This window comes from Serratia sp. MF1(2023) (assembly GCF_030954545.1).
GTDB classification, from domain to species: domain Bacteria; phylum Pseudomonadota; class Gammaproteobacteria; order Enterobacterales; family Enterobacteriaceae; genus Serratia; species Serratia sarumanii.
In genome coordinates, this window is record NZ_JAVHUX010000006.1 from 127,728 (window position 1) to 146,616 (window position 18,889).

At 61.4% G+C, this 18,889-nt stretch carries 16 protein-coding genes; 9 read left to right on the top strand and 7 right to left on the bottom strand.

The genetic code is table 11. The features are described 5' to 3' along the window. Positions 1-54: 54 nt before the first annotated feature. A complete protein-coding gene (locus tag REA38_RS02615) occupies positions 55-1,422 on the bottom strand; it encodes an APC family permease (protein WP_033647989.1) in 1,368 nt (455 codons plus the stop codon). Between the two features lie 534 nt (positions 1,423-1,956). Then, the gene (locus tag REA38_RS02620) at positions 1,957-3,375 is read right to left on the bottom strand and encodes a glutamine synthetase family protein (RefSeq protein WP_103830005.1); all 1,419 of its coding nucleotides are present in this window, start codon (positions 3,373-3,375) and stop codon (positions 1,957-1,959) included. Here REA38_RS02620 and REA38_RS02625 point away from each other — a divergent pair. The 6 genes from REA38_RS02625 to REA38_RS02650 all read left to right on the top strand — a co-directional run bounded on the left by REA38_RS02625 (position 3,289) and on the right by REA38_RS02650 (position 10,230). Beyond that, on the top strand, positions 3,289-3,573 hold the full coding sequence (locus REA38_RS02625; protein WP_162057002.1) for a hypothetical protein: 285 nt from the start codon (positions 3,289-3,291) through the stop codon (positions 3,571-3,573). The genes REA38_RS02620 and REA38_RS02625 overlap by 87 nt on opposite strands. Before the next feature lie 197 nt (positions 3,574-3,770). Then, a complete protein-coding gene (gene puuR, locus REA38_RS02630; RefSeq protein WP_016927000.1) occupies positions 3,771-4,328 on the top strand; it encodes an HTH-type transcriptional regulator PuuR in 558 nt (185 codons plus the stop codon). 156 nt (positions 4,329-4,484) lie between these two features. Beyond that, a complete protein-coding gene (locus REA38_RS02635) occupies positions 4,485-5,996 on the top strand; it encodes a sugar ABC transporter ATP-binding protein (protein ID WP_060436507.1) in 1,512 nt (503 codons plus the stop codon). Further along, entirely contained in the window at positions 5,993-6,988 is a 996-nt protein-coding gene (locus tag REA38_RS02640; protein ID WP_308884884.1) for an ABC transporter permease, read from the top strand. The genes REA38_RS02635 and REA38_RS02640 overlap by 4 nt, the downstream gene beginning before the upstream one ends. Before the next feature lie 244 nt (positions 6,989-7,232). Continuing rightward, a complete protein-coding gene (locus REA38_RS02645; RefSeq protein ID WP_060438469.1) occupies positions 7,233-9,221 on the top strand; it encodes a ligand-gated channel protein in 1,989 nt (662 codons plus the stop codon). Between the two features lie 55 nt (positions 9,222-9,276). Then, positions 9,277-10,230 carry a siderophore ABC transporter substrate-binding protein gene (locus REA38_RS02650; RefSeq protein WP_308884886.1) on the top strand — a complete coding sequence of 318 codons (954 nt, stop codon included), beginning with the start codon at positions 9,277-9,279 and terminating at the stop codon, positions 10,228-10,230. A gap of 33 nt (positions 10,231-10,263) precedes the next feature. Here the strand turns inward: REA38_RS02650 and REA38_RS02655 are convergent, their stop codons facing one another. Together REA38_RS02655 and REA38_RS02660 are read right to left on the bottom strand one after the other, a co-directional pair. Next, positions 10,264-11,052: an ABC transporter ATP-binding protein gene (locus REA38_RS02655; RefSeq protein ID WP_308884888.1), complete on the bottom strand. Its 789-nt coding sequence runs from the start codon at positions 11,050-11,052 to the stop codon at positions 10,264-10,266. Beyond that, on the bottom strand, positions 11,049-12,131 hold the full coding sequence (locus REA38_RS02660; RefSeq protein ID WP_031300718.1) for an iron ABC transporter permease: 1,083 nt from the start codon (positions 12,129-12,131) through the stop codon (positions 11,049-11,051). Before REA38_RS02660 ends, REA38_RS02655 begins: the two co-directional genes overlap by 4 nt. A 362-nt stretch (positions 12,132-12,493) precedes the next feature. Between REA38_RS02660 and REA38_RS02665 the strand changes: the two genes are divergently transcribed. Continuing rightward, positions 12,494-13,594 (top strand): diguanylate cyclase domain-containing protein, encoded by a 1,101-nt coding sequence (locus REA38_RS02665; RefSeq protein ID WP_308884891.1) that lies wholly within the window; start codon positions 12,494-12,496, stop codon positions 13,592-13,594. Positions 13,595-13,639: 45 nt separating this feature from the next. Here REA38_RS02665 and REA38_RS02670 read toward each other — a convergent pair whose 3' ends face one another. The 3 genes from REA38_RS02670 to REA38_RS02680 all read right to left on the bottom strand — a co-directional run bounded on the left by REA38_RS02670 (position 13,640) and on the right by REA38_RS02680 (position 16,507). Further along, the gene (locus REA38_RS02670; RefSeq protein ID WP_033635259.1) at positions 13,640-15,118 is read right to left on the bottom strand and encodes an amino acid permease; all 1,479 of its coding nucleotides are present in this window, start codon (positions 15,116-15,118) and stop codon (positions 13,640-13,642) included. A 218-nt stretch (positions 15,119-15,336) separates the two neighbouring features. Further along, on the bottom strand, positions 15,337-16,203 hold the full coding sequence (gene yieE / locus REA38_RS02675) for a DNA-binding transcriptional regulator YeiE (protein ID WP_308884892.1): 867 nt from the start codon (positions 16,201-16,203) through the stop codon (positions 15,337-15,339). A gap of 106 nt (positions 16,204-16,309) precedes the next feature. Further along, positions 16,310-16,507: a hypothetical protein gene (locus REA38_RS02680; RefSeq protein WP_033647996.1), complete on the bottom strand. Its 198-nt coding sequence runs from the start codon at positions 16,505-16,507 to the stop codon at positions 16,310-16,312. 193 nt (positions 16,508-16,700) lie between these two features. On the opposite strand from REA38_RS02680, the gene REA38_RS02685 reads away from it, so the two are divergent. Both REA38_RS02685 and nfo read left to right on the top strand, forming a co-directional pair. Beyond that, positions 16,701-17,774 carry a YeiH family putative sulfate export transporter gene (locus tag REA38_RS02685; RefSeq protein WP_033653801.1) on the top strand — a complete coding sequence of 358 codons (1,074 nt, stop codon included), beginning with the start codon at positions 16,701-16,703 and terminating at the stop codon, positions 17,772-17,774. 99 nt (positions 17,775-17,873) lie between these two features. Beyond that, entirely contained in the window at positions 17,874-18,713 is an 840-nt protein-coding gene (gene nfo, locus REA38_RS02690) for a deoxyribonuclease IV (protein ID WP_049205268.1), read from the top strand. Positions 18,714-18,889: the final 176 nt, after the last annotated feature.

The following is an 18,889-nucleotide window of genomic DNA, read 5'->3' on the forward strand; positions in this document are numbered from 1 at the left end:
AAAGGAAAAGGCCGCAAATGCGGCCTTTTTTGTGGCTGAGGAGACGGCTCGCGCTTAGGCGGCGTCTTCGCTCGCTTGCGGCACCGGCAGACGGAAGCTGCGGGTGACGAAGGCCAGGTAGATCAGACCGATGGCCGCCCAGACCAGGCCCAGCGTCATCGAGCTGGCTTCCAGGTTGATCCACAGCGCGCCGACGGTCAATGCGCCCAGCACCGGCAGGATCAGGTAGTTGAACGTGTCTTTCACGGTGCGGTTCATCTTGTCGCGAATATAGAACTGCGAAATCACCGACAGGTTGACGAAGGTGAAGGCCACCAACGCACCAAAGTTGATCAGCGCGGTCGCGGTCACCAGGTCAAACGACACGGCGGACAGCGCGATGGCGCCAACCAGCAGCACGTTCAGCGCCGGGGTACGCCACTTCGGATGTACATAGCCGAAGAAACGAGTCGGGAACACGCCGTCGCGGCCCATCACGTACATCAGACGCGAAACGCCCGCGTGCGCCGCCATGCCTGACGCCAATACCGTCACGCAGGAGAACACCAGGATCACCGACTGGAAGAATTTGCCCGCCACGTACAGCATGATTTCAGGCTGCGACGCGTCAGGATCCTTGAAGCGCGAGATGTCCGGGAAGTACAGCTGCACGAAGTAAGACACCACGATAAAGATGATGCCGCCGATCAGCGCCGTCAGGAAGATGGCTTTCGGGATCACTTTTTCCGCGTCTTTGGTCTCTTCAGACAGCGAGCTGATGCCGTCGAAGCCCAGGAACGAGAAGCACAGGATGGTCGCGCCGGTAATCATCGGCACCACGTGAGCGTTATCGGACCAGAATGGGCGGCTGCTGACCAGCGTACCGGCGCCTTCGCCGTGGTAAACGCCGTTGATCACCAGGCCGAGGAACACGATCATGATCGCCACCTGCACCACCACGATGATGGAGTTCAGGTTAGCCACCAGCTTGATGCCGCGCAGGTTGAAAATCGTCATCAAGCCGACCAGCACCGCCACGAAAATCCAGGACGGGACGCCCGGGAAGATCGCTTCCAGGTAAATCTTGGCCAGCAAAATGTTGATCATCGGCATGAACAGGTAGTCCAGCAGCGATGACCAGCCCACCATAAAGCCGACGTGCGGACTGATGGCTTTCTGGGCGTAAGTGTAGGCGGAACCGGCGGAAGGAAACTTCTTCACCAGCTTGCCGTAGCTCAGGGCGGTAAACAGGATCGCCAGCAGAGCGAAGGCGTACGCGGTCGCGACGTGACCATCGGTCAGGCCGGATACGATGCCGAAGGTATCGAAGATGGTCATTGGCTGCAGATAAGCCAGGCCCATCATCACTACCGGAACCAAAGTCAGGGTTTTACGCAGCTGAGTGCGCTGAGCCGGAGCGGCGTTGAGGGTGTTATCGGACATTGTTCAGCCCCCCCTTACCTTGAGCCTTGCGGATGGCGGACACGCCAAGACTTAAGGTTGCGGGGAAACTTCGCAACGAGCGACTTAATTCTAAAAGAAGGGGATTGTAAGCTGGATAACGGGTCGAGGTAACCTCGGCTGCTCCATAGTCGCTGCGGCCACAGCGGAAACCGGCGGGCACCGGTGCTAAAGTGAAAAATTGCCCCATCTTTCTAATCCTCATGAGTCACGACCATAAAGTTTTGTTTGATCGTGCACGAAACTATTTATCTATCCGGATCGGTGTCCGGCCTCGCTTGGTGTATGAAACGCTACGTTGGTAAAACTTAATGCAAAAAAAATAACCGACGCGTTAAAACGTCGGCTATCTGCATTTGAGATATTTTGCACCAGAATGCCTCCGGATGACAAGATCCGGAAGCCCTCAAATACAAATTCTTTTTGTCGATCGAACGGAAAACCGGCCCGGCAGGCGAATTAATCCACTACCGGCAGGCCGGTCGGCCGCACATACCTCTTACTTTATACGCCCATTCAGGCATTTTTCAACATCCAGTCAATCTCGGTTTCCGTCACCCGCCGCTCGAACTGCAGCAGTTCGTCGGTCTTGCAGGCGTGATAAACCTGGGTGAAACGCTCGCCCAGATAGTGGGTCAGCGCGTGCTGATGCTCAAACTCGTACAGCGCGTCGCTCTGGCGGATCGGCAGCGGCAGCCCCTCCTGCTCCAGCCCGTTGCCGGTCACCGGCTCAGGCAGCGGCAGCGCGTTGTCCAGCCCGTACAGCATGCCGGCCAGGATCGCCGCCATCACCAGATATGGATTGGCGTCGGCGCCGGCCACGCGATACTCCACCCGATGGTTCTCCGGTTCGCCGCAGGGAATGCGCAGCGCCACGGTGCGGTTGTTGTGGCCCCAGGCGGCCTGGATCGGCACATACATCCCAGGCTGGAAACGCCGGTAGGCGTTGACGTTCGGCGCCAGCAGCGCCATCGACGCCGGCATCAGGGTGATCATCCCGGCCAGCGCCTGTTTCAGCAGTGGCGAATCCTCGCCTTCGTCGTCGGCGAACAGGTTGTTGCCCGCGCCGTCCTGCATGCTGACATGCACGTGCATGCCGCTACCGGCATGATCCTCGTAGGGCTTGGCCATAAAGGTGGCGTGCATGTCGTGGTTCTCGGCCACCAGCCGCACCAGCCGTTTCAGCGCCAGCGCGTGGTCGCAGGCCAGCAAAATATCGTCGGTATGACGCAGGTTGACCTCGAACTGCCCCGGCGACGCCTCCGCCACCGCGCCGTCCGCCGGCAGCCCCTGCAGCTTCGCCAGCGCGTCGATGTCGTTCAGCACCTCGGCGAAATGGTTCAGGTTATCGACGGAGTACACCTGGCTTTGGGTGTTGCGCTCCTGGGTGCCGGGCGCGCACGGCGGCTGCAGATCGCCCTCCGCGTCGCGCTGCCGATCGATGAGATAAAACTCCAGCTCTACCGCTGCCACCGGGAACAAGCCGCGCTGTCGCAGCGCCTGCCACACGCGGTTCAACACATTGCGGGGTTCAACGTCAAAGGGAGTGCCATCTTCATCCAGCATGGTCAGCAGCACCTGGCCGATATGCTGCGGATCGGCGGCCGACGGCGTCAGCGAGCCGAGCACCGGCAGGCAAATGCGGTCCGGCTCGCCGAGCTCTTGCCCAAGGCCGGTCTCCTCCACCACGTTGCCGAGGATGTCCATGGCGAACACCGACGCGGGGAAGTAGCTGCCTTTTTCCAGTTTTTTCAACCCTGAGACGGGTATGCGTTTGCCGCGGAAGGAACCATTGAGATCGGTGAGAAGGATATCGACATACTGCGTGGCGGGATGGCGTTCCAAATAATGAGCAACCTCATTTTGGAACGCGCTACTTCGCCTCTCTTCATGATGCTGTGCAAAATGTTCAACTGCTGCGCTATTGGTTTGCATACGTCACCCGCCATTATGCTCTTAAGGCGCGTTGGCGCCCGTCCGCCGTTCGATTCAACACATGATTGGATTTCTCGCCAGGCTGCGCCGCTGCCGGGCGCTCAAAATAACATCCACACCATGAAACATAGTCTTAACAGAATAGGTTTGCAAATGTTACAATCCTGTTTGATTATTCGCCGCCGGCTGCTAAATTGATAAAATATTGACCGAAAAGGCCTTGCCGCCATTTTTACGTCAACTATTTCGTCCAACGCACCGAGAGTGAACATGGGCAATATATTTTCCAAACCTGCCCTAACTACCGATATCATGCAGCATCGTTATCGCCCAGACAGGCGCCCGATAGCGATATTCATGTCTGCCTGTCGCCCCTACCAGAAGGAAGTACCGCTATGAGCGAAGCCAGCTTGGCACCGGGCAAACGCCTGTCGCAGATCCGTCAGCAATTGGGTTTGTCGCAGCGCCGGGTCGCCGAACTGTCCGGGTTAACCCACAGTGCGATCAGCACCATCGAACAGGACAAGGTCAGCCCGGCCATCAGCACGCTGCAAAAGCTGCTGAAGGTGTATGGCCTGTCGCTGTCTGAATTCTTTGCCGAACCGGAAGCCGTCGACGAGCCGCGCGTGGTGATCGACGCCGAGGATCTGATTGAGATCGGCAGCCAGGGGGTGTCGATGAAGCTGGTGCACAACGGCAGCCCGACGCGTAACCTGGCGATGATGCTGGAAACCTACCAGCCCGGCACCACCACCGGTGAAAAGATCAAGCACCAGGGCGAAGAGATCGGCACCCTGCTGGAGGGCGAGATCGTGCTGACCATCAACGGCCAGAGCTACTGCCTGACCGCCGGCCAGAGTTACGCCATCAACACCGGCATTCCGCACAGCTTCAGCAATACCTCGGCGCGCATCTGCCGCATCGTCAGCGCACACACCCCCACCACCTTCTGAGCGCTTCTCGCACCGGCGCAGCCCGACGCGGGTTGCGCCCCGCCCGCCAACGCGTTTTTCACCGCCGTTATGCCATTTTGTTGGTTGCCAACGGCGCAATCTGTGTTACAACAGAGCAAATCAGCCATCTAAACATCTAAACGGCCTTAATACCCTATGTCAACCGCACCGCCTTCGCGCCTCGAGATGCGCAATATCTCGATCGCCTTCGCCGGTTTCAACGCACTGCAGGACGTGGACTTCACGCTGCAGGGCGGTTCAATCCACGCGCTGGTCGGCGCCAACGGCGCGGGCAAGTCGACGCTGATGGCGATCCTCTCCGGCGCCCACGATCATTATCGCGGCGAGATCCTGATCGACGGCCAGGCGGTGGCGATCCACTCCCCGCTGCAGGCGCGCCGCCACGGTATTCACGTGGTGCAGCAAGAGGTCGACGTCGCGCTGATCCCCACGCTGTCGGTGGCGGAAAACATCATGCTGGACTGGCTGAACGAACCGGGCCACTGGCTGAATTGGGCGGAGCTGCACCGCCGCGCCGCGCAGCTGCTGCAGCAATGGGCGCTGCCGCTCAACCCGCGCAGGCGGCTGGCGGACTGCACGCTGGCGGAAAAACAGCAGGTGCTGCTGGCGCGCGCGCTGTCGCACCGCTGCCGTTTTCTGGTGCTCGACGAACCGACCGCCCCGCTCGATCGCGCCGAGAGCGAGCGCCTGTTTAACGTGGTGCGCCGCCTGCAATCCGAAGGTATCGGCATCGTATTTATTTCCCACCGCATCCACGAACTGAGCGACATTTGCGATCGGCTGACGGTGCTGCGCGACGGCCGGCGCGTCAGCGAGGACGCCATGCGCGGGCTGAGCGGCGAACAGATCGTCGAGAAGATGCTCGGTCATCGGCTGGACGATATTTTCCCGCCGCCGCGCCCGCCGCACGCCGAGCGAACGCTGCTGCAGGTGCAAGGCTTGCGCGATCGCCACAAGCTGCGCGACGTTTCGCTGCGGCTGCATGAAGGCGAAATTCTCGGCATCGCCGGGCTGGCGGGAGCCGGCAAAACCGAGCTATGCAAAGCGCTGTTCGGCGCCAGCGCCGTGCAGCTTGAGCGCGGCGAACTGCGCGGGCAGCCCTGGGCGCCGCGTGCGCCGCATCTCTCGGTCGAACAGGGGCTGGCGCTGGTGCCGGAGGAACGCCGCAAAGAAGGCATTTTCATCGATGAGGCGATCCCGATGAACCTGAGCGTCAGCGCCGACGACAGCTTCTCGCGCTGGAGCCTGTTCAGCCGGCGACAAGAGCTGCGCTGGGCGCGCGAGATCATGCAGCGCCTGAACATTCGCGCCTCGGGCCCGCAACAGCGGCTGGCGCGCCTGTCCGGCGGCAATCAACAAAAAGTGGCGATCGGCAAATGGCTGCGCGGCGACGCCGAGGTGCTGATCTTCGATGAACCGACCAAGGGCGTGGACATCAAGGCCAAGCAAGAGCTGTTCAGCCTGATCGACGGCCTGGCGCGCGCCGGCAAAGGCGTGATTTACGCCTCCGGCGAGTTCGCCGAGCTGGTTGGCCTGTGCGATCGCATCTGCGTGCTGTGGGACGGCCGCATCGTGGCGGAGTTGAACGCCGCCGACATCGACGAAGAAACCTTATTGCTCTATTCCACCGGAGGAACCCCTGCGTGAGTAAAGAATTAGCCCTGCGGCCTGCGCTGCCCTTGCGCCAACAGCTGTTCGATTTCCTCTACAAATGGGGCATGCTGCTGACCGTGGCGGCGCTGATCGCCCTGTTCGGCCTGGCGTCGGACAACTTCCTCGATGCCAACAACATCATCAATATCCTGCGTTCGATCGCCATCGTGACGGTGATCGCCATCGGCGTCTCTATCTCGCTGTCGGTCGGCGGTTTCGATCTGTCGGTCGGCTCGACCGCCTCGCTGGCCAACGCGCTGGTGATTTCGCTGTTCGTCTGGCACGGGTTCGGCACCACCGGCGCCATCGTGGTAACGCTGCTGCTGTGCACGCTGGTCGGCCTGTTCAACGCCCTACTGATCGTGGTGTTCAGAATTCCCGATATGCTGGCGACGCTGGCCAGCCTGTTCGTGATCCAGGGCGTGGCGATGACCTACAGCTACGGCGGATCCATCACCCAAAACATGGTGCTGCCGAATGGCGACATGGCGGAAGGCCTGATTCCGGAGGTGTTTTCCGCCCTCGGCCAGGTGCCGGTGATCGTGCTGATCATGCTGGCGGTCACCGTGGCGCTGCAGCTGTTCCTGTCGTTGACCAAGCATGGCCGCCGCATGTATGCCATCGGCGGCAACCCCGAGGCGGCGCGCCTTTCGGGCATCCGCACCGTGCGTTACAGGGTTGCCGCTTATGTCATTTCCTCTTGGTTGGCGGCGCTTGGCGGCATCTTGCTGGCGTCACGTATCGGCTCTTCGCAGGTCAACGCCGGCGGCGGCTATCTGATGGACGCGGTGGCGGCGGCCTATATCGGCTTCTCGCTGGCCGGGGCCGGCAAACCTAATGCGCTCGGCACGCTGATCGGCGCGGTGATCCTCGGCGTGCTGCAAAACGGGCTGGTGATGCTGTCGGTGCCCTACTACGCCATGGACATTATCAAAGGCCTGGTGCTGGCGCTGGCGCTGGCCATCACCTATATACAGAAACGCTGATCCTCCCCGGCGCACGCCCGCTGCGCCGCTTTTCCCTTTAATTCATCCGGTTAAACTTTCCCGCCAGCAAAACCAGCATACAAATGATATGGATTATCATTAGCGTTTACATTCAGAAAAAAATCCTTACAATAGCCTCACGCAACGTTGACGAAGCTAAGCATTTCTCAGCGAAAGACGAACAATTTCATTAGAAATTCAATTGGTTAATTACTTTCACTTCAATCCAGGAAAGGTTTACCTCATGGAAACGCCACGTTACAGCAAGCTCGCCGCTCTGGTGATCGCCTCACTCAGCGCCACCGCCGCGCTGGCCGCGCCGCAGGACGACACCCAGGACACCATGGTCGTCACCGCCTCCGGCTTCCAGCAAAAAATTCAGGACTCCGCCGCTTCCATCTCGGTGATCCCGCGCCAGCAGATCGAAGACAAGGCCTATCGCGACGTGACCGACGCGCTGAAAGACGTGCCGGGCGTGGTGATCACCGGCGGCGCCAGCAGCAGTGACATCAGCATCCGCGGCATGTCCTCCAAGTACACCCTGATCCTGGTGGACGGCAAGCGTGTCGACACCCGCGGCACCCGTCCGAACAGCGACAACGCCGGCATCGAACAGGGCTGGCTGCCGCCGATGGAAGCCATCGAGCGCATCGAAGTGGTGCGCGGGCCGATGTCTTCGCTGTACGGTTCCGACGCCATGGGCGGCGTGATCAACGTCATCACTCGCAAGACCTCCCGCACCGAGTGGAAAGGCTCGCTGCACGGCGACGCCACCATTCAGGAAAACCGCGATTCCGGCGATCTGTTCCAGACCAACGCCTACGCCTCCGGCCCGCTGGTTGAAGGGCTGCTCGGCCTGCGGGTCAACGGCCTGCTGTCGCGCCGCGCGGAAGATAAAATCGTCAACGGTTACAACGAACAGCGCATGCGCAGCGGCACCGCGGTGTTCACCCTGACGCCGGACGAGAAAAACGAATTCGACTTCGAAATCGGCCGTTCTCTGCAAGATCGCAACAGCACGCCGGGCAAATCGGTGGTGGCGGAGCGCTGCAGCAGAGGCAAATGCTCGCCGACGTCCCGCAGCGAAAGCCTGTATACGCGCACCAACTACGCGCTGACCCACAACGGCTATTATGACTTCGGCAACTCCACCAGCTACGTGCAGCGGGAAGAGACCAATAACCCAGGCCGTAACATGAAGATGTACAACACCATCTTCAACACCCAGAACCAGTTCGAACTGGGTTCCCACATGCTGAACCTCGGCGGCCAATACCGCTATGAAAAACTGGGCGACGGCGGTAACCAGCTTGAATCGGCTCAAGGTCTCAGCAAGCTGACGCGCTGGAGCTGGGCATTGTTCGCTGAAGACGAATGGGCGCTGACCAACGACTTCAGTCTGACAACCGGCATCCGCATGGATCAGGACGAAAACTTCGGCAGCCACTGGACGCCGCGCATGTACGGCGTCTGGCACCTGACCGAACAGTGGACGCTGAAAGGCGGCGTCTCCGCCGGTTACAAATCGCCGGACCTGCGCCAATCCTCTCCTAACTGGGGCCAGGTCACAGGCGGCGGCGTGCGTAAAGGCATCATCGTCGGTAACCCGGATTTGCAGCCAGAGAAGAGCCTGAGCGAAGAAATCGGCCTGATGTGGGATAGCCTGAAAGGCATCAACGCCGGCGTGACCGTCTTCAACACCGACTTCAAGAACAAGATCACCGAAGTACGCCGCTGCGAAGACACGCCGGATTGCACCATCGGCGGCACGTCCTACGACTTTATCAGCGATCGCGTCAACGTCGACAAAGCCAACATGCGCGGCGTGGAAGCCACCTTCGGCTGGCAGATCAACAAAGACTGGAAGTGGAACACCAACTACACCTACACCGCTTCCGAGCAGAAGAGCGGCGAGTTCCAGGGCAAGGCGCTCAACCAGATGCCGAAGCACATGGTTAACACCGTGCTGGATTGGCGCGCCACGCAGGACCTCAGCCTGTGGTCGCGCGTTAACTTCCGCAGCCGCACCTCTGACTACCTGAGCCGCACCTCGATGGCCAAGAGCACACCGTCCTACACCTTCGTCGATGCGGGCCTGAGCTACCAGGCGGCGAAAAACCTGCAGCTGACCGGCGGGGTCTACAACATCCTCGACAAAACCGTGGATTACGATCACTACAACACCACGCTGGATGGCCGCCGTTACACCGTCGGCATGACCTATAACTTCTGATGCCCCCGGGCGCGCGCTGCGCGCCCTTTTCATTCCATCACCGTGAGGAAGCTCCATGAGATTACGCCGCTCCCCCCTGATGATCGCCCTGCTGGCCGCGATGGCGCTGGCGGGTTGCCACAGCAAAACCGCTACGCCGGTAGCCGCAACCCCGGCCACCGTCAACGTCCAGCACCTGAACGGCAGCACCGAGGTGAAAAAGCACCCGCAGCGCATCGTGGTGCTGGATTACGCCTCGTTGGAAACGCTGCAGCTGCTGGGCGTCGATCCGCTGGCGCTGCCCGGCAACCGCAAGAACTTGCCGGATAGCCTGAAGCGCTATCAGGACGACAAATACCTCAATGCCGGCACCCTGTTCGAGCCGGATATGGCCGTGCTGCGCGCCGCCAAGCCGGATCTGATCCTGATCGCCGGCCGGGCGTCCAAAGCCTATGACGAGCTGAACGCGCTGGCGCCGACGCTGAACATGTCCGTCGATCCGCAGGATCAGCTGGGCAGCCTGAAACAGCGCACGCTGCAGCTGGGCGAGCTGTTCGATAAGCAGCAACAGGCACAGGCGACGGTCGATAAGCTGGATGCGCAGATCGCGGCGGTCAAACCGCAGGCCGCTCAGGCCGGGCGCGGGCTGGTGGTGCTGTTCTCCGGCGGCAAGATCAGCGCCTACGCCCCCAAGAGCCGTTTCAGCTTCGTCTATGACGCCCTCGGTTTCTCGTCTGCGCTGCAGTCCGACGAAAAAGACGTGCGCGGCAACAAGCTGACGCCAGAGCAGGTGGCCAAACTGAATCCGGACTGGCTGTTCGTCATCGACAGAGACGCCGCGACCGGGCGGCCGAACGCGGTGGCGCCGCAGAAGATCCTCACCGGCACCGCGCTGAAGAAAACCACGGCGGTGAAAAAAGGCCAGGTGGTTTACCTGCCGGCGGCCGAGGTGTATCTGTCCGGCGGCATCGTCACCGCCCAGCACGTCGTCGAACGCGTGAGCGAGGCGCTGAACCACGCGGCACGATAAAGAAAGCCCGGCGATGCCGGGCTTTTTCTTGGATTAAATCGTCGGCTGGTTCACCAGACCGTCTATCAGCACCTGCGGCGTGCCCTGCGAACAGCGCTCGATACGCCCGCGCACGCCGTAGACCCGCGCCAGGCTCTGCGGCGTAATCACCTGATCCGGCGCGCCGTCGGCGATCAGATCGCCATCCTGCAGCATCAGCACGTGGTCGCCGTGGCGCAGCGCGATGTTGATGTCGTGCACCACCACCACCGTCACGATGTTGCGCTTGCGGGTTTCGCGGCGCACCAAATCCATCACGTGGAATTGATAGTTGAGATCGAGCGCGCTCAGCGGCTCATCCAGCAGCAGCAGCGAGGGCTGACGGATCAGCGACTGCGCCAACCCCACCAGCTGTTTCTGGCCGCCGGACAGCTGATCGAGATAGCTCAGCGCCAGGTGGGCGATGCCCAATTGCTCCAGCAAAGCCATCACCTCCGCTTCGCTGCCGGCGTTGCTGCGGCCGCCCGAGGCGCGCTGCGCCACGATGATCGACTCCAGCACGTGCAGATGCACCCCGGCGGGCAGCGACTGCGGCAAATACACCACTTTCTCCGCCCGACGGGCGAACGGCATCTGCATCAGATCGCCGTCGTCCAGCCACAGCTTGCCCTGCGCCGGGTTCAGCCCGGCCAGCGAGCGCAGCAGCGTCGATTTGCCGCTGCCGTTCGGCCCCAGCAGCACGGTGATTTGCCCGCGCGGCAGCATCGGCACCGAGAGCTCGTCGATCACCTGGCGCTTCGGGTAGCCCGCCGAGAAGTGTTCTATTCGCAGGCCCTGGCTCATACGTTCCCCCGGTGGCGCAGAATAATGCTCAGGAAGAACGGCACCCCGACCAGCGACGTGACGATGCCCACCGGAATGATCACCCCGGGCACCAGATTTTTCGACGCCACCGAGGCCATCGACAGCACCAGCGCGCCAATCAGCGCGCTGGCCGGCAGATAGAAACGGTGATCTTCGCCGAAGATCATGCGGGCGATGTGCGGCGCCACCAGGCCGATAAAGCCGATCGGCCCGACGAACGCCACCGCCAGCGCCGAAAGGATGCTGATGCGCAGCAGCGTGGTCAGCCGCAGACGGCGCACGTCGATGCCGAAGCTCACCGCCCGGTCTTCACCCAGGCGCAGCGCGGTCAGTTTCCACGAGCTCATCATCGACAGCGGCAGCAGCACGGCGAACACGCCGAACAGAATGCCCAGCTTGTCCCACGAGGCGCGCGCCAGGCTGCCCATGGTCCAGAACACCAGCCCCTGCAGCGTGTCCTCGCTGGCGATGAACTGCATCATCGACACCAGCGCGTTGAAGGTAAACACCAGCGCGATGCCGAACAGCACCACGCCGGAGGTGGCGACCCGCGTCCAGCGCGTGATGCCGTCGAGCATCAGCGCGGCGAACAGCGCGAAGATAAAGGCGTTGGCGGAGATGAACCACTGATCGGGAATGCCCGGAATGCCGATGCCGAGCACGATCGCCAGCGCGGCGCCAAAGGCCGCGGCGGAAGACACGCCGAGGGTAAAGGGGCTGGCCAGCGGGTTATTCAGGATGGTCTGCATTTCCGCCCCGGCCAGGCCGAGCGCAAACCCCACCACCACCGCCATCAGCGCGTAAGGCAGGCGGATGTCCCAGACGATCACCCGCGTGCCGGCATCGGCCGCCGCGGGGTCAAGCAGCGTTTGCCATAAGGACGACAGCGACAGCCCGGACGGCCCCATGGTGAAATCCAGCAGCAGCGACCCCAGGATCGCCAGTGCCAACACGCCCATCATCAACAGGCGATGGCGAAGAATATGCTGATAACGCCCCATCACGCCGGCGTTGGGTTGCCCCTTGGCGTCAGTCATGGGATCGGTGGATACGCTCATTCGTTAAGATACCTGTTACAACCATCATGACAGCGGCGCGAAAGCGTCCGCCGTAAACCGGAAAGCGCGCGGCGACAGCCTGCGCGCAGCCGTCAACAATAAAGCAAACGATAATACTTATCAATCATATCAATAGGTGAAAACGGCGTTATCGAAATGTAATAAATTGTTTTTCCACGCCATTCTTCAATCCATCGCGTTTACCCCCGCTGCGGCCAGCAGGTTCATTATTCTGAAAGTTATTCCTGATCCGACCAGACTCTGACAAATAACGAAAAAACCACATAGAATCCAAAATCACAGCACCGAGCGTGCAAAAAACTTCAGGCCGCCGCAAGAGCGGCCTTATTGACGAGGCTGTAATGAGAAGTCCATCTCCGGCGGTAACGCCCAAACGCCCGGCGCTGCTGAACTGGCTGTTGCACAGCCCGCTGCACGCCGATGACGAGCCGTTTAAACGCCAGCTGCGGCTCACGCTGACGCCCTCTCCTCTCATTCCCTGGCTGAATGCCGTGGGGCCGGCGGCGCTGTTGGTGGGGTACGCCTGGCTGAACCAGCGGCTGGTCGGTATCGTTCTGCTGCTGCTGTTACTGCTGCTGACCGCCGGGCGCGCCTGGCTGGCACAGAGGCGCCAACCCGCCTGGCCGGACGCCATGCTGGTGACGGTGTTGCTGTGGATGCTGCTGGTCGGCGCCAGCGCCGCGCTGGCGATGCTGTCGGGCCGCTTTGTGCTGATCCTGTTCGCCGGTCTGACGATCACCGCTCTGGCCTGCTGGCTGATGCAGCGCCATGCCGCCGCGCCGCGTTTCGCGCTGCTTGAGGTGATCGCGCTGACGCTGCCCTACCTGCTGGCGGCGCCGCTGTCGCGCGTGCAAAACCTGTTCGTCCTGGCGGATCTCACGCCGCTGTGGCTGGTGCTGGCCCATGGCATGATCGCGCGCTACCACCGCCAGCGGGTACAGCACGTCACGCTGGCGTGGGAGAAGCAGCAGGCGTCCCACCGCGATCGCCTGACCGGCTTCCTCAACCGCGCGGGCGGCGAGGCGGTGATGCGCAACATCTGCCGCCCTGGTACGACACAGCCAATCTCTCACCTGTTCATTCTTGAATTCGGCCCGCTGGCGGCGCTTTACCAAAGCCACGGCGTGCAGATCGGCGACGACGTGCTGCGCACCGTCGGCGAGCGCCTCAAGACACTGATCCGCCCCAGCGACTACGTCTGCCGCTACACCGGCGGCCTGTTTTTGATACTGGTGCACGATCTGCCCTACGGCGCGGAAAGCGAGTTCCTGGCGCGCATTGTGCCGCCGCTGGAAGCGCCCTACGATTTTGGCGCGTTCGGCGAGGTGAACATGCAACTCAACGCCGGCATTTTGGCGCTGACGCAGGATTATGCGACGGTGGAAGATTTGATGAGTTCGGCGCAGCAGGCACTGGCGGAAGCCAAAGGCGGGAAAAAGTAAAACCACACGCGGCGGGAGCTCCCGCCGCGTGTCACTCACCGAAGATTACTTCACGTCCATCTTCGGGAATTCCATTTCGCTGTACTTCACGACGCGGGTGCCGCGCGACAGCTTGTAACCGAACCAAATCAGCAGGAACAGCGGAATGCCAATGTAGGTGGCGGTCACGCCGTACCAGTCAATCTTGTCTTGCAGGAAGGCCTGGTAGTTCTGGCCCAGGGTAATGATCAGGCACAGCACGAAGGCGAAGATCGGCCCCAGCGGGAAGAACCCGGAACGGTATGGCAAGTCGTTCAGATCGCGCCCCTGCAGCATGTAACCGCGACGGAAACGGTAGTGGCTGATGGCGATGCCCAACCAGGCGATGAAACCGGTCATGCCCGAGGTATTCAGCAGCCACAGGTAAACCGACTGGTTGCCGAACATCGAGGTCAGGAAGCACAGCCCGGCCACCACGCAGGTCGCATACAGCGCGTTGCGCGGCACGCCGCCTTTCGACAGCTTGGCGAAGATGCGCGGCGCCTTGCCTTCCGACGCCAGGGTGTACAGCATGCGGGTAGAGGCGTACATGCCCGAGTTACCGGCGGACAGCACCGCCGTCAGGATCACCGCGTTCATCACCGCCGCCGCCGACAGCAGGCCGGCATGCTGGAACACCAGGGTGAACGGGCTGACGCTGATGTCTTTCACGTCATTGCGCAGCAGGCTCGGATCGGTGTACGGAATGATCAGGCTGATGATCAGAATGGCGAAGATATAGAACAGCAGAATACGCCAGAACACCTGACGCACCGCGCGCGGGATGTTTTTACCCGGGTTCTCCGATTCGCCGGCCGCGATGCCGATAAGCTCGGTGCCCTGGAACGAGAAGCCGACGATCATCGCCACGCCAATCATCGCCGAGAAGCCGCCGGCGAACGGCGCGTCCCCTATCGTCCAGTTCTGCCAGCCGGCGTGCTCGCCGCCTTTCAGAATGCCGACGATCATCAGCACGCCGACGGCGATGAAGATAATCACGGTGCTGACCTTGATCAGCGCGAACCAGTATTCCGCCTCGCCGAACCCTTTCACCGAAATGTAGTTCAGCAGGAACATCAGGCCGAGGAACAGCGCGCTCCAGATCCAGCCGGGGGTGTCCGGGAACCAGTAGCTCATCACCAATTGCGAAGCCACCAGGTCAACGGCGATGGTCACCGCCCAGTTGTACCAGTAGTTCCAGCCCAGCGCGAAGCCGAAGCCTTCTTCCACGTATTTGGCGCCGTAGGTGGAGAATGAACCGGAAACCGGCATAAAGGCCGCCAGTTCGCCCAGGCTGGTCATCAGGAAGTACACCATCAAACCGATCAGAGCGTAAGACAACAGCGCCCCGCCGGGGCCTGCCTGAGAAACCGTGGCGCCCGAGGCGACAAACAGGCCGGTGCCGATGGAGCCGCCGATGGCGATCATGGTCAAATGCCGGGCTTTCAGCTCGCGGCGCAATCCGGGTGCTTGCTGCCCCGATGTTTTTATATCCTGCTGAGCCATTCGTACCCTATCTGCTCTTTGAAAAAATGAGGGCGGATTGTAACAAATACCCGCCGGTGAACTAGCAACATTGCACTGATATAAGATAGCTTCATAATTCAGAGGCAATTATTAGCCGCGGCCCTTATGGCCTTACTTACTCTCATTAATGTGAGCGCGCGCAGGTTTTTATGCTTTCTTCGGTCTGCGCGGCAGCAGAGGGCGTGACGCGCTGTCGATTACAGCGCGCAATAGCTGAGAAAACGCTGCAAGGCGTTGGAAATGTGCTTTTGCCGATGGCGGATCAGGTACAGGGTGCGCCGCAGCGGCGGCAGCGGCACCGGCAGTTCCACCAGCGCGCCGCTGGCCAGCTGTTCCGCCACCACCCGCCGCGACAGGCAACTGATGCCGATGCCGTGCCGCACCGCATGCTTGATCGCCTCCGAGTTGCCGAGCTCCATCACCAGTTGGAAATGCGGCAGGTGCGCCAACAGCAGATGATCCAGCACCTCACGGGTGCCCGAACCGCGCTCGCGCAGGATCCAAGGGGCATTGGCCAGCGCCTCCAGCGTTGGCGGCTGACGGGTCAGCGGGTTGTCCGGCGCGGCGAACACCACCAGCTCGTCCTCCAGCCACGACTGCGTCACCAGCTCCGGCATATGGCAAGGCCCTTCGATCAACCCCAGATCGACGCGGAAATCCGCCACCGCCACGATCACGTCCTGGCTATTGCCGACGTTCAGCTCCAGCGGCGTGGCCGGAAAATCCCGGCGGTAACGGGCGATCATCTCCGGCAGCATGTAGTTGCCGATGGTGCTGCTGGCGGCGATGCGCAGCGCCCCGCCGTCATGGCGAAACAGCTGCTCGATCTCCCCCGCCTGCTCCAGCAGCGCCAGCGCCTTGGGATACAGCAACCGGCCGTGCTCGTTGATCACCAGCCGTTTGCCGACGCGATCGAACAGCTGCACGCCCAGCTGCCCCTCCAGATCCGCCAGCGCCGCGCTGACCGCCGACTGCGACAGCGCCAGCACCACCGAGGCCTGAGTGGTCGAACCGCTTTTCAGCACTTCGGTGAAGACTTCCAGTTGACGCAACGTGATATGCATAGCCGTCCCGGTAATGAAAAAGGGTTCTGCCAGAGAACCGCAAAATGATGTCAACATGCTGTGGAGAGCCCAGCGAGGCCACCCCGTTTACGGCCAATTCGGCGCGCTACTTACCCAAGGCGACCAGCTGCGCCGCCGCAGCCAGCGCCGCCTCGCGCGGTGTGCCGGCTTCGTCCCGCTGTATCAATTGCAGCATCGCCACGAGATGGTCGCGGTCGATCGCCTTGTTTTCTTCAATCAACCGCCGCACCGCGCGGCCCACTTCCCGGTCTATCTGCTCTCTGCGTTGATCGTCGGTATCCATCGCCTGCTCCTGTTCAGTTGGAAAGTTGACGGCGGTTCGCCGCTCCTCCTCACCCTAGCCGCAATGCGGCTGTATGCCAATGCCTGACGCCATACCACTTATTCAGATAGGTTATAAATATATAATCAATTTCTCTTTTATTCAGCCCAAACGTACTCTTGGCAGCAAGAAACAGACTGAAGGACTGACTTTTATGGCGACTGATACCACTCATACTTACCCCGAGCGACGCTTTCCGCTGTTCGGCCTGCCGCGGCTGGTGCCGGGGCTGGCGCTGACCGGCGCGCTCACCGCGCTGGCCGTCTGGGCCGGCGACATTCCCTGGGTGGCAGAGCTGGGCCTGGGGGCGCTGACGCTGGCGATCCTGTTCGGCATTCTGGTGGGCAACACGCTGTATCCCCGCTGGCAAACCGTTTGTCACGGCGGCGTACAGCTGGCTAAACAACGCCTGCTGCGTCTGGGCATTATCCTGTACGGCTTCCGCCTGACCTTTCAGCAGATCGCCGACGTGGGCGCCAGCGGCATCATCATCGATGCGTTGACCCTGACCACCACCTTCCTGCTGGCCTGCTGGCTCGGCAAGAAAGTGTTCGGCATCGACAGCCAGACCGCGATGCTGATCGGCGCCGGCAGCAGCATTTGCGGCGCGGCGGCGGTGATGGCCACCGAGCCGGTGCTGAAGGCCGACTCCAGTAAAGTAGCGGTGGCGGTCTCGACCGTGGTGGTGTTCGGCACCCTGGCGATCTTCGCCTACCCATGGCTGTATCAGCTGAACGAACACTTCCAGTGGCTGCCGTTCAGCCAGGAAACCTTCGGCATCTACGCCGGCTCCACCATCCACGAAGTGGCTCAGGTGGTTGCGGCCGGGCACGCCATCGGGCCTGACGCCGAAAATGCGGCGGTGATCGCCAAGATGATCCGCGTGATGATGCTGGCGCCGTTCCTGCTGCTGCTGTCGGGCTACATCAGCCGCGGCGGCGCAGGCAAGGCGGAAAAATCCGCCATTACCATTCCGTGGTTCGCCGTGCTGTTTATCGCCGTCGCCGGGCTGAACTCCTTCAACCTGCTGCCGGCCACGCTGGTGCAGCACCTGATCACCGCCGACACCTGGATGCTGGCGATGGCAATGGCGGCGCTGGGATTGACCACCCACATCAGCGCCGTGCGCCAGGCCGGGATGAAACCGATTCTGTTGGCCACGCTGCTGTTCGTCTGGCTGCTGGTCGGCGGCGGCGCGATAAACCAGCTGGTGCAACACTGGCTCTAATCACTCCCTTCTGCCCCTTCTGCGGCTCGCTTCGGCGGGCCGCATTTATTCCGCCCGCCATCAATGCCATAATGTCACCGATAACACAGGAGAATGAAGATGAAGTTTGTCGGTGCACATGTCAGCGCGTCAGGCGGCGTGGATCAGGCGGTTATCCGCGCGCACGAATTGGAGGCGACCGCGTTCGCCCTGTTCACCAAAAATCAGCGTCAATGGAAGGCCGCGCCGCTGGCCGCCGACGTGATCGATAAGTTCAAGAGCGCCTGCGCCCAGTACGGCTTCGGGCCGGGGCAGATCCTGCCGCACGACAGCTACCTGATCAACCTGGGCCACCCGGTGGCCGAGGCGTTGGAAAAATCGCGCGAGGCATTTATCGACGAGCTGCAGCGCTGTGAACAGCTGGGGCTGACGCTGCTGAACTTCCACCCCGGCAGCCACCTGCTGCAAATCGATGAAGACAAGTGCCTAGCGCGCATCGCCGAATCGATCAACATCGCGCTGGATAAAACCGCCGGTGTGACGGCGGTGATCGAAAACACCGCCGGCCAGGGCAGCAACCTGGGCTTCAAATTCGAGCACCTGGCGGCGATCATCGACGGCGTGGAAGACAAAAGCCGCGTCGGCGTTTGCATCGACACCTGCCACGCCTTCGCCGCCGGGTACGATCTGCGCACCGAAGAAGACTGCGAACACACCTTCAAACAGCTCGGCGACATCGTCGGCTTCAACTACCTGCGCGGCATGCACCTGAACGACGCCAAGAGCGAGTTCAACAGCCGCGTCGACCGCCACCACAGCCTGGGGGAAGGCAACATCGGCAAAACGGTGTTCAGCTACATCATGCGCGATCCGCGTTTCGACAATATCCCGCTGATTCTGGAAACGGTAAACCCGGATATCTGGGCGGAAGAGATCGCCTGGCTGAAAGCGCAGCAGTAACGCGGCGCCAAAACGACAAAACCGGAGCCTGGGCTCCGGTTAATGAGATGGTCACCCCCACCCTGTGAGCGGTACGCTGGCAGGGTGTTTTTCTTTCTGAAGGGGATCATCATGCAAAACGTTACGCTCATCGGTATTGACCTCGGCAAGCAGTCGTTTCATGTTCACGCTCAGGA

Coding starts and splice junctions, on each gene's coding strand:
- REA38_RS02645 (WP_060438469.1), top strand. CDS start 7,233: ATGGAAACGCCACGTTACAGCAAGCTCGCCGCTCTGGTGATCGCCTCA.
- REA38_RS02635 (WP_060436507.1), top strand. CDS start 4,485: ATGTCAACCGCACCGCCTTCGCGCCTCGAGATGCGCAATATCTCGATC.
- REA38_RS02665 (WP_308884891.1), top strand. CDS start 12,494: ATGAGAAGTCCATCTCCGGCGGTAACGCCCAAACGCCCGGCGCTGCTG.
- puuR (WP_016927000.1), top strand. CDS start 3,771: ATGAGCGAAGCCAGCTTGGCACCGGGCAAACGCCTGTCGCAGATCCGT.
- REA38_RS02650 (WP_308884886.1), top strand. CDS start 9,277: ATGAGATTACGCCGCTCCCCCCTGATGATCGCCCTGCTGGCCGCGATG.
- REA38_RS02670 (WP_033635259.1), bottom strand. CDS start 15,118: ATGGCTCAGCAGGATATAAAAACATCGGGGCAGCAAGCACCCGGATTG.
- REA38_RS02685 (WP_033653801.1), top strand. CDS start 16,701: ATGGCGACTGATACCACTCATACTTACCCCGAGCGACGCTTTCCGCTG.
- REA38_RS02680 (WP_033647996.1), bottom strand. CDS start 16,507: ATGGATACCGACGATCAACGCAGAGAGCAGATAGACCGGGAAGTGGGC.
- REA38_RS02655 (WP_308884888.1), bottom strand. CDS start 11,052: ATGAGCCAGGGCCTGCGAATAGAACACTTCTCGGCGGGCTACCCGAAG.
- REA38_RS02620 (WP_103830005.1), bottom strand. CDS start 3,375: ATGCAAACCAATAGCGCAGCAGTTGAACATTTTGCACAGCATCATGAA.
- REA38_RS02615 (WP_033647989.1), bottom strand. CDS start 1,422: ATGTCCGATAACACCCTCAACGCCGCTCCGGCTCAGCGCACTCAGCTG.
- REA38_RS02660 (WP_031300718.1), bottom strand. CDS start 12,131: ATGAGCGTATCCACCGATCCCATGACTGACGCCAAGGGGCAACCCAAC.
- nfo (WP_049205268.1), top strand. CDS start 17,874: ATGAAGTTTGTCGGTGCACATGTCAGCGCGTCAGGCGGCGTGGATCAG.
- REA38_RS02625 (WP_162057002.1), top strand. CDS start 3,289: ATGAGCAACCTCATTTTGGAACGCGCTACTTCGCCTCTCTTCATGATG.
- yieE (WP_308884892.1), bottom strand. CDS start 16,203: ATGCATATCACGTTGCGTCAACTGGAAGTCTTCACCGAAGTGCTGAAA.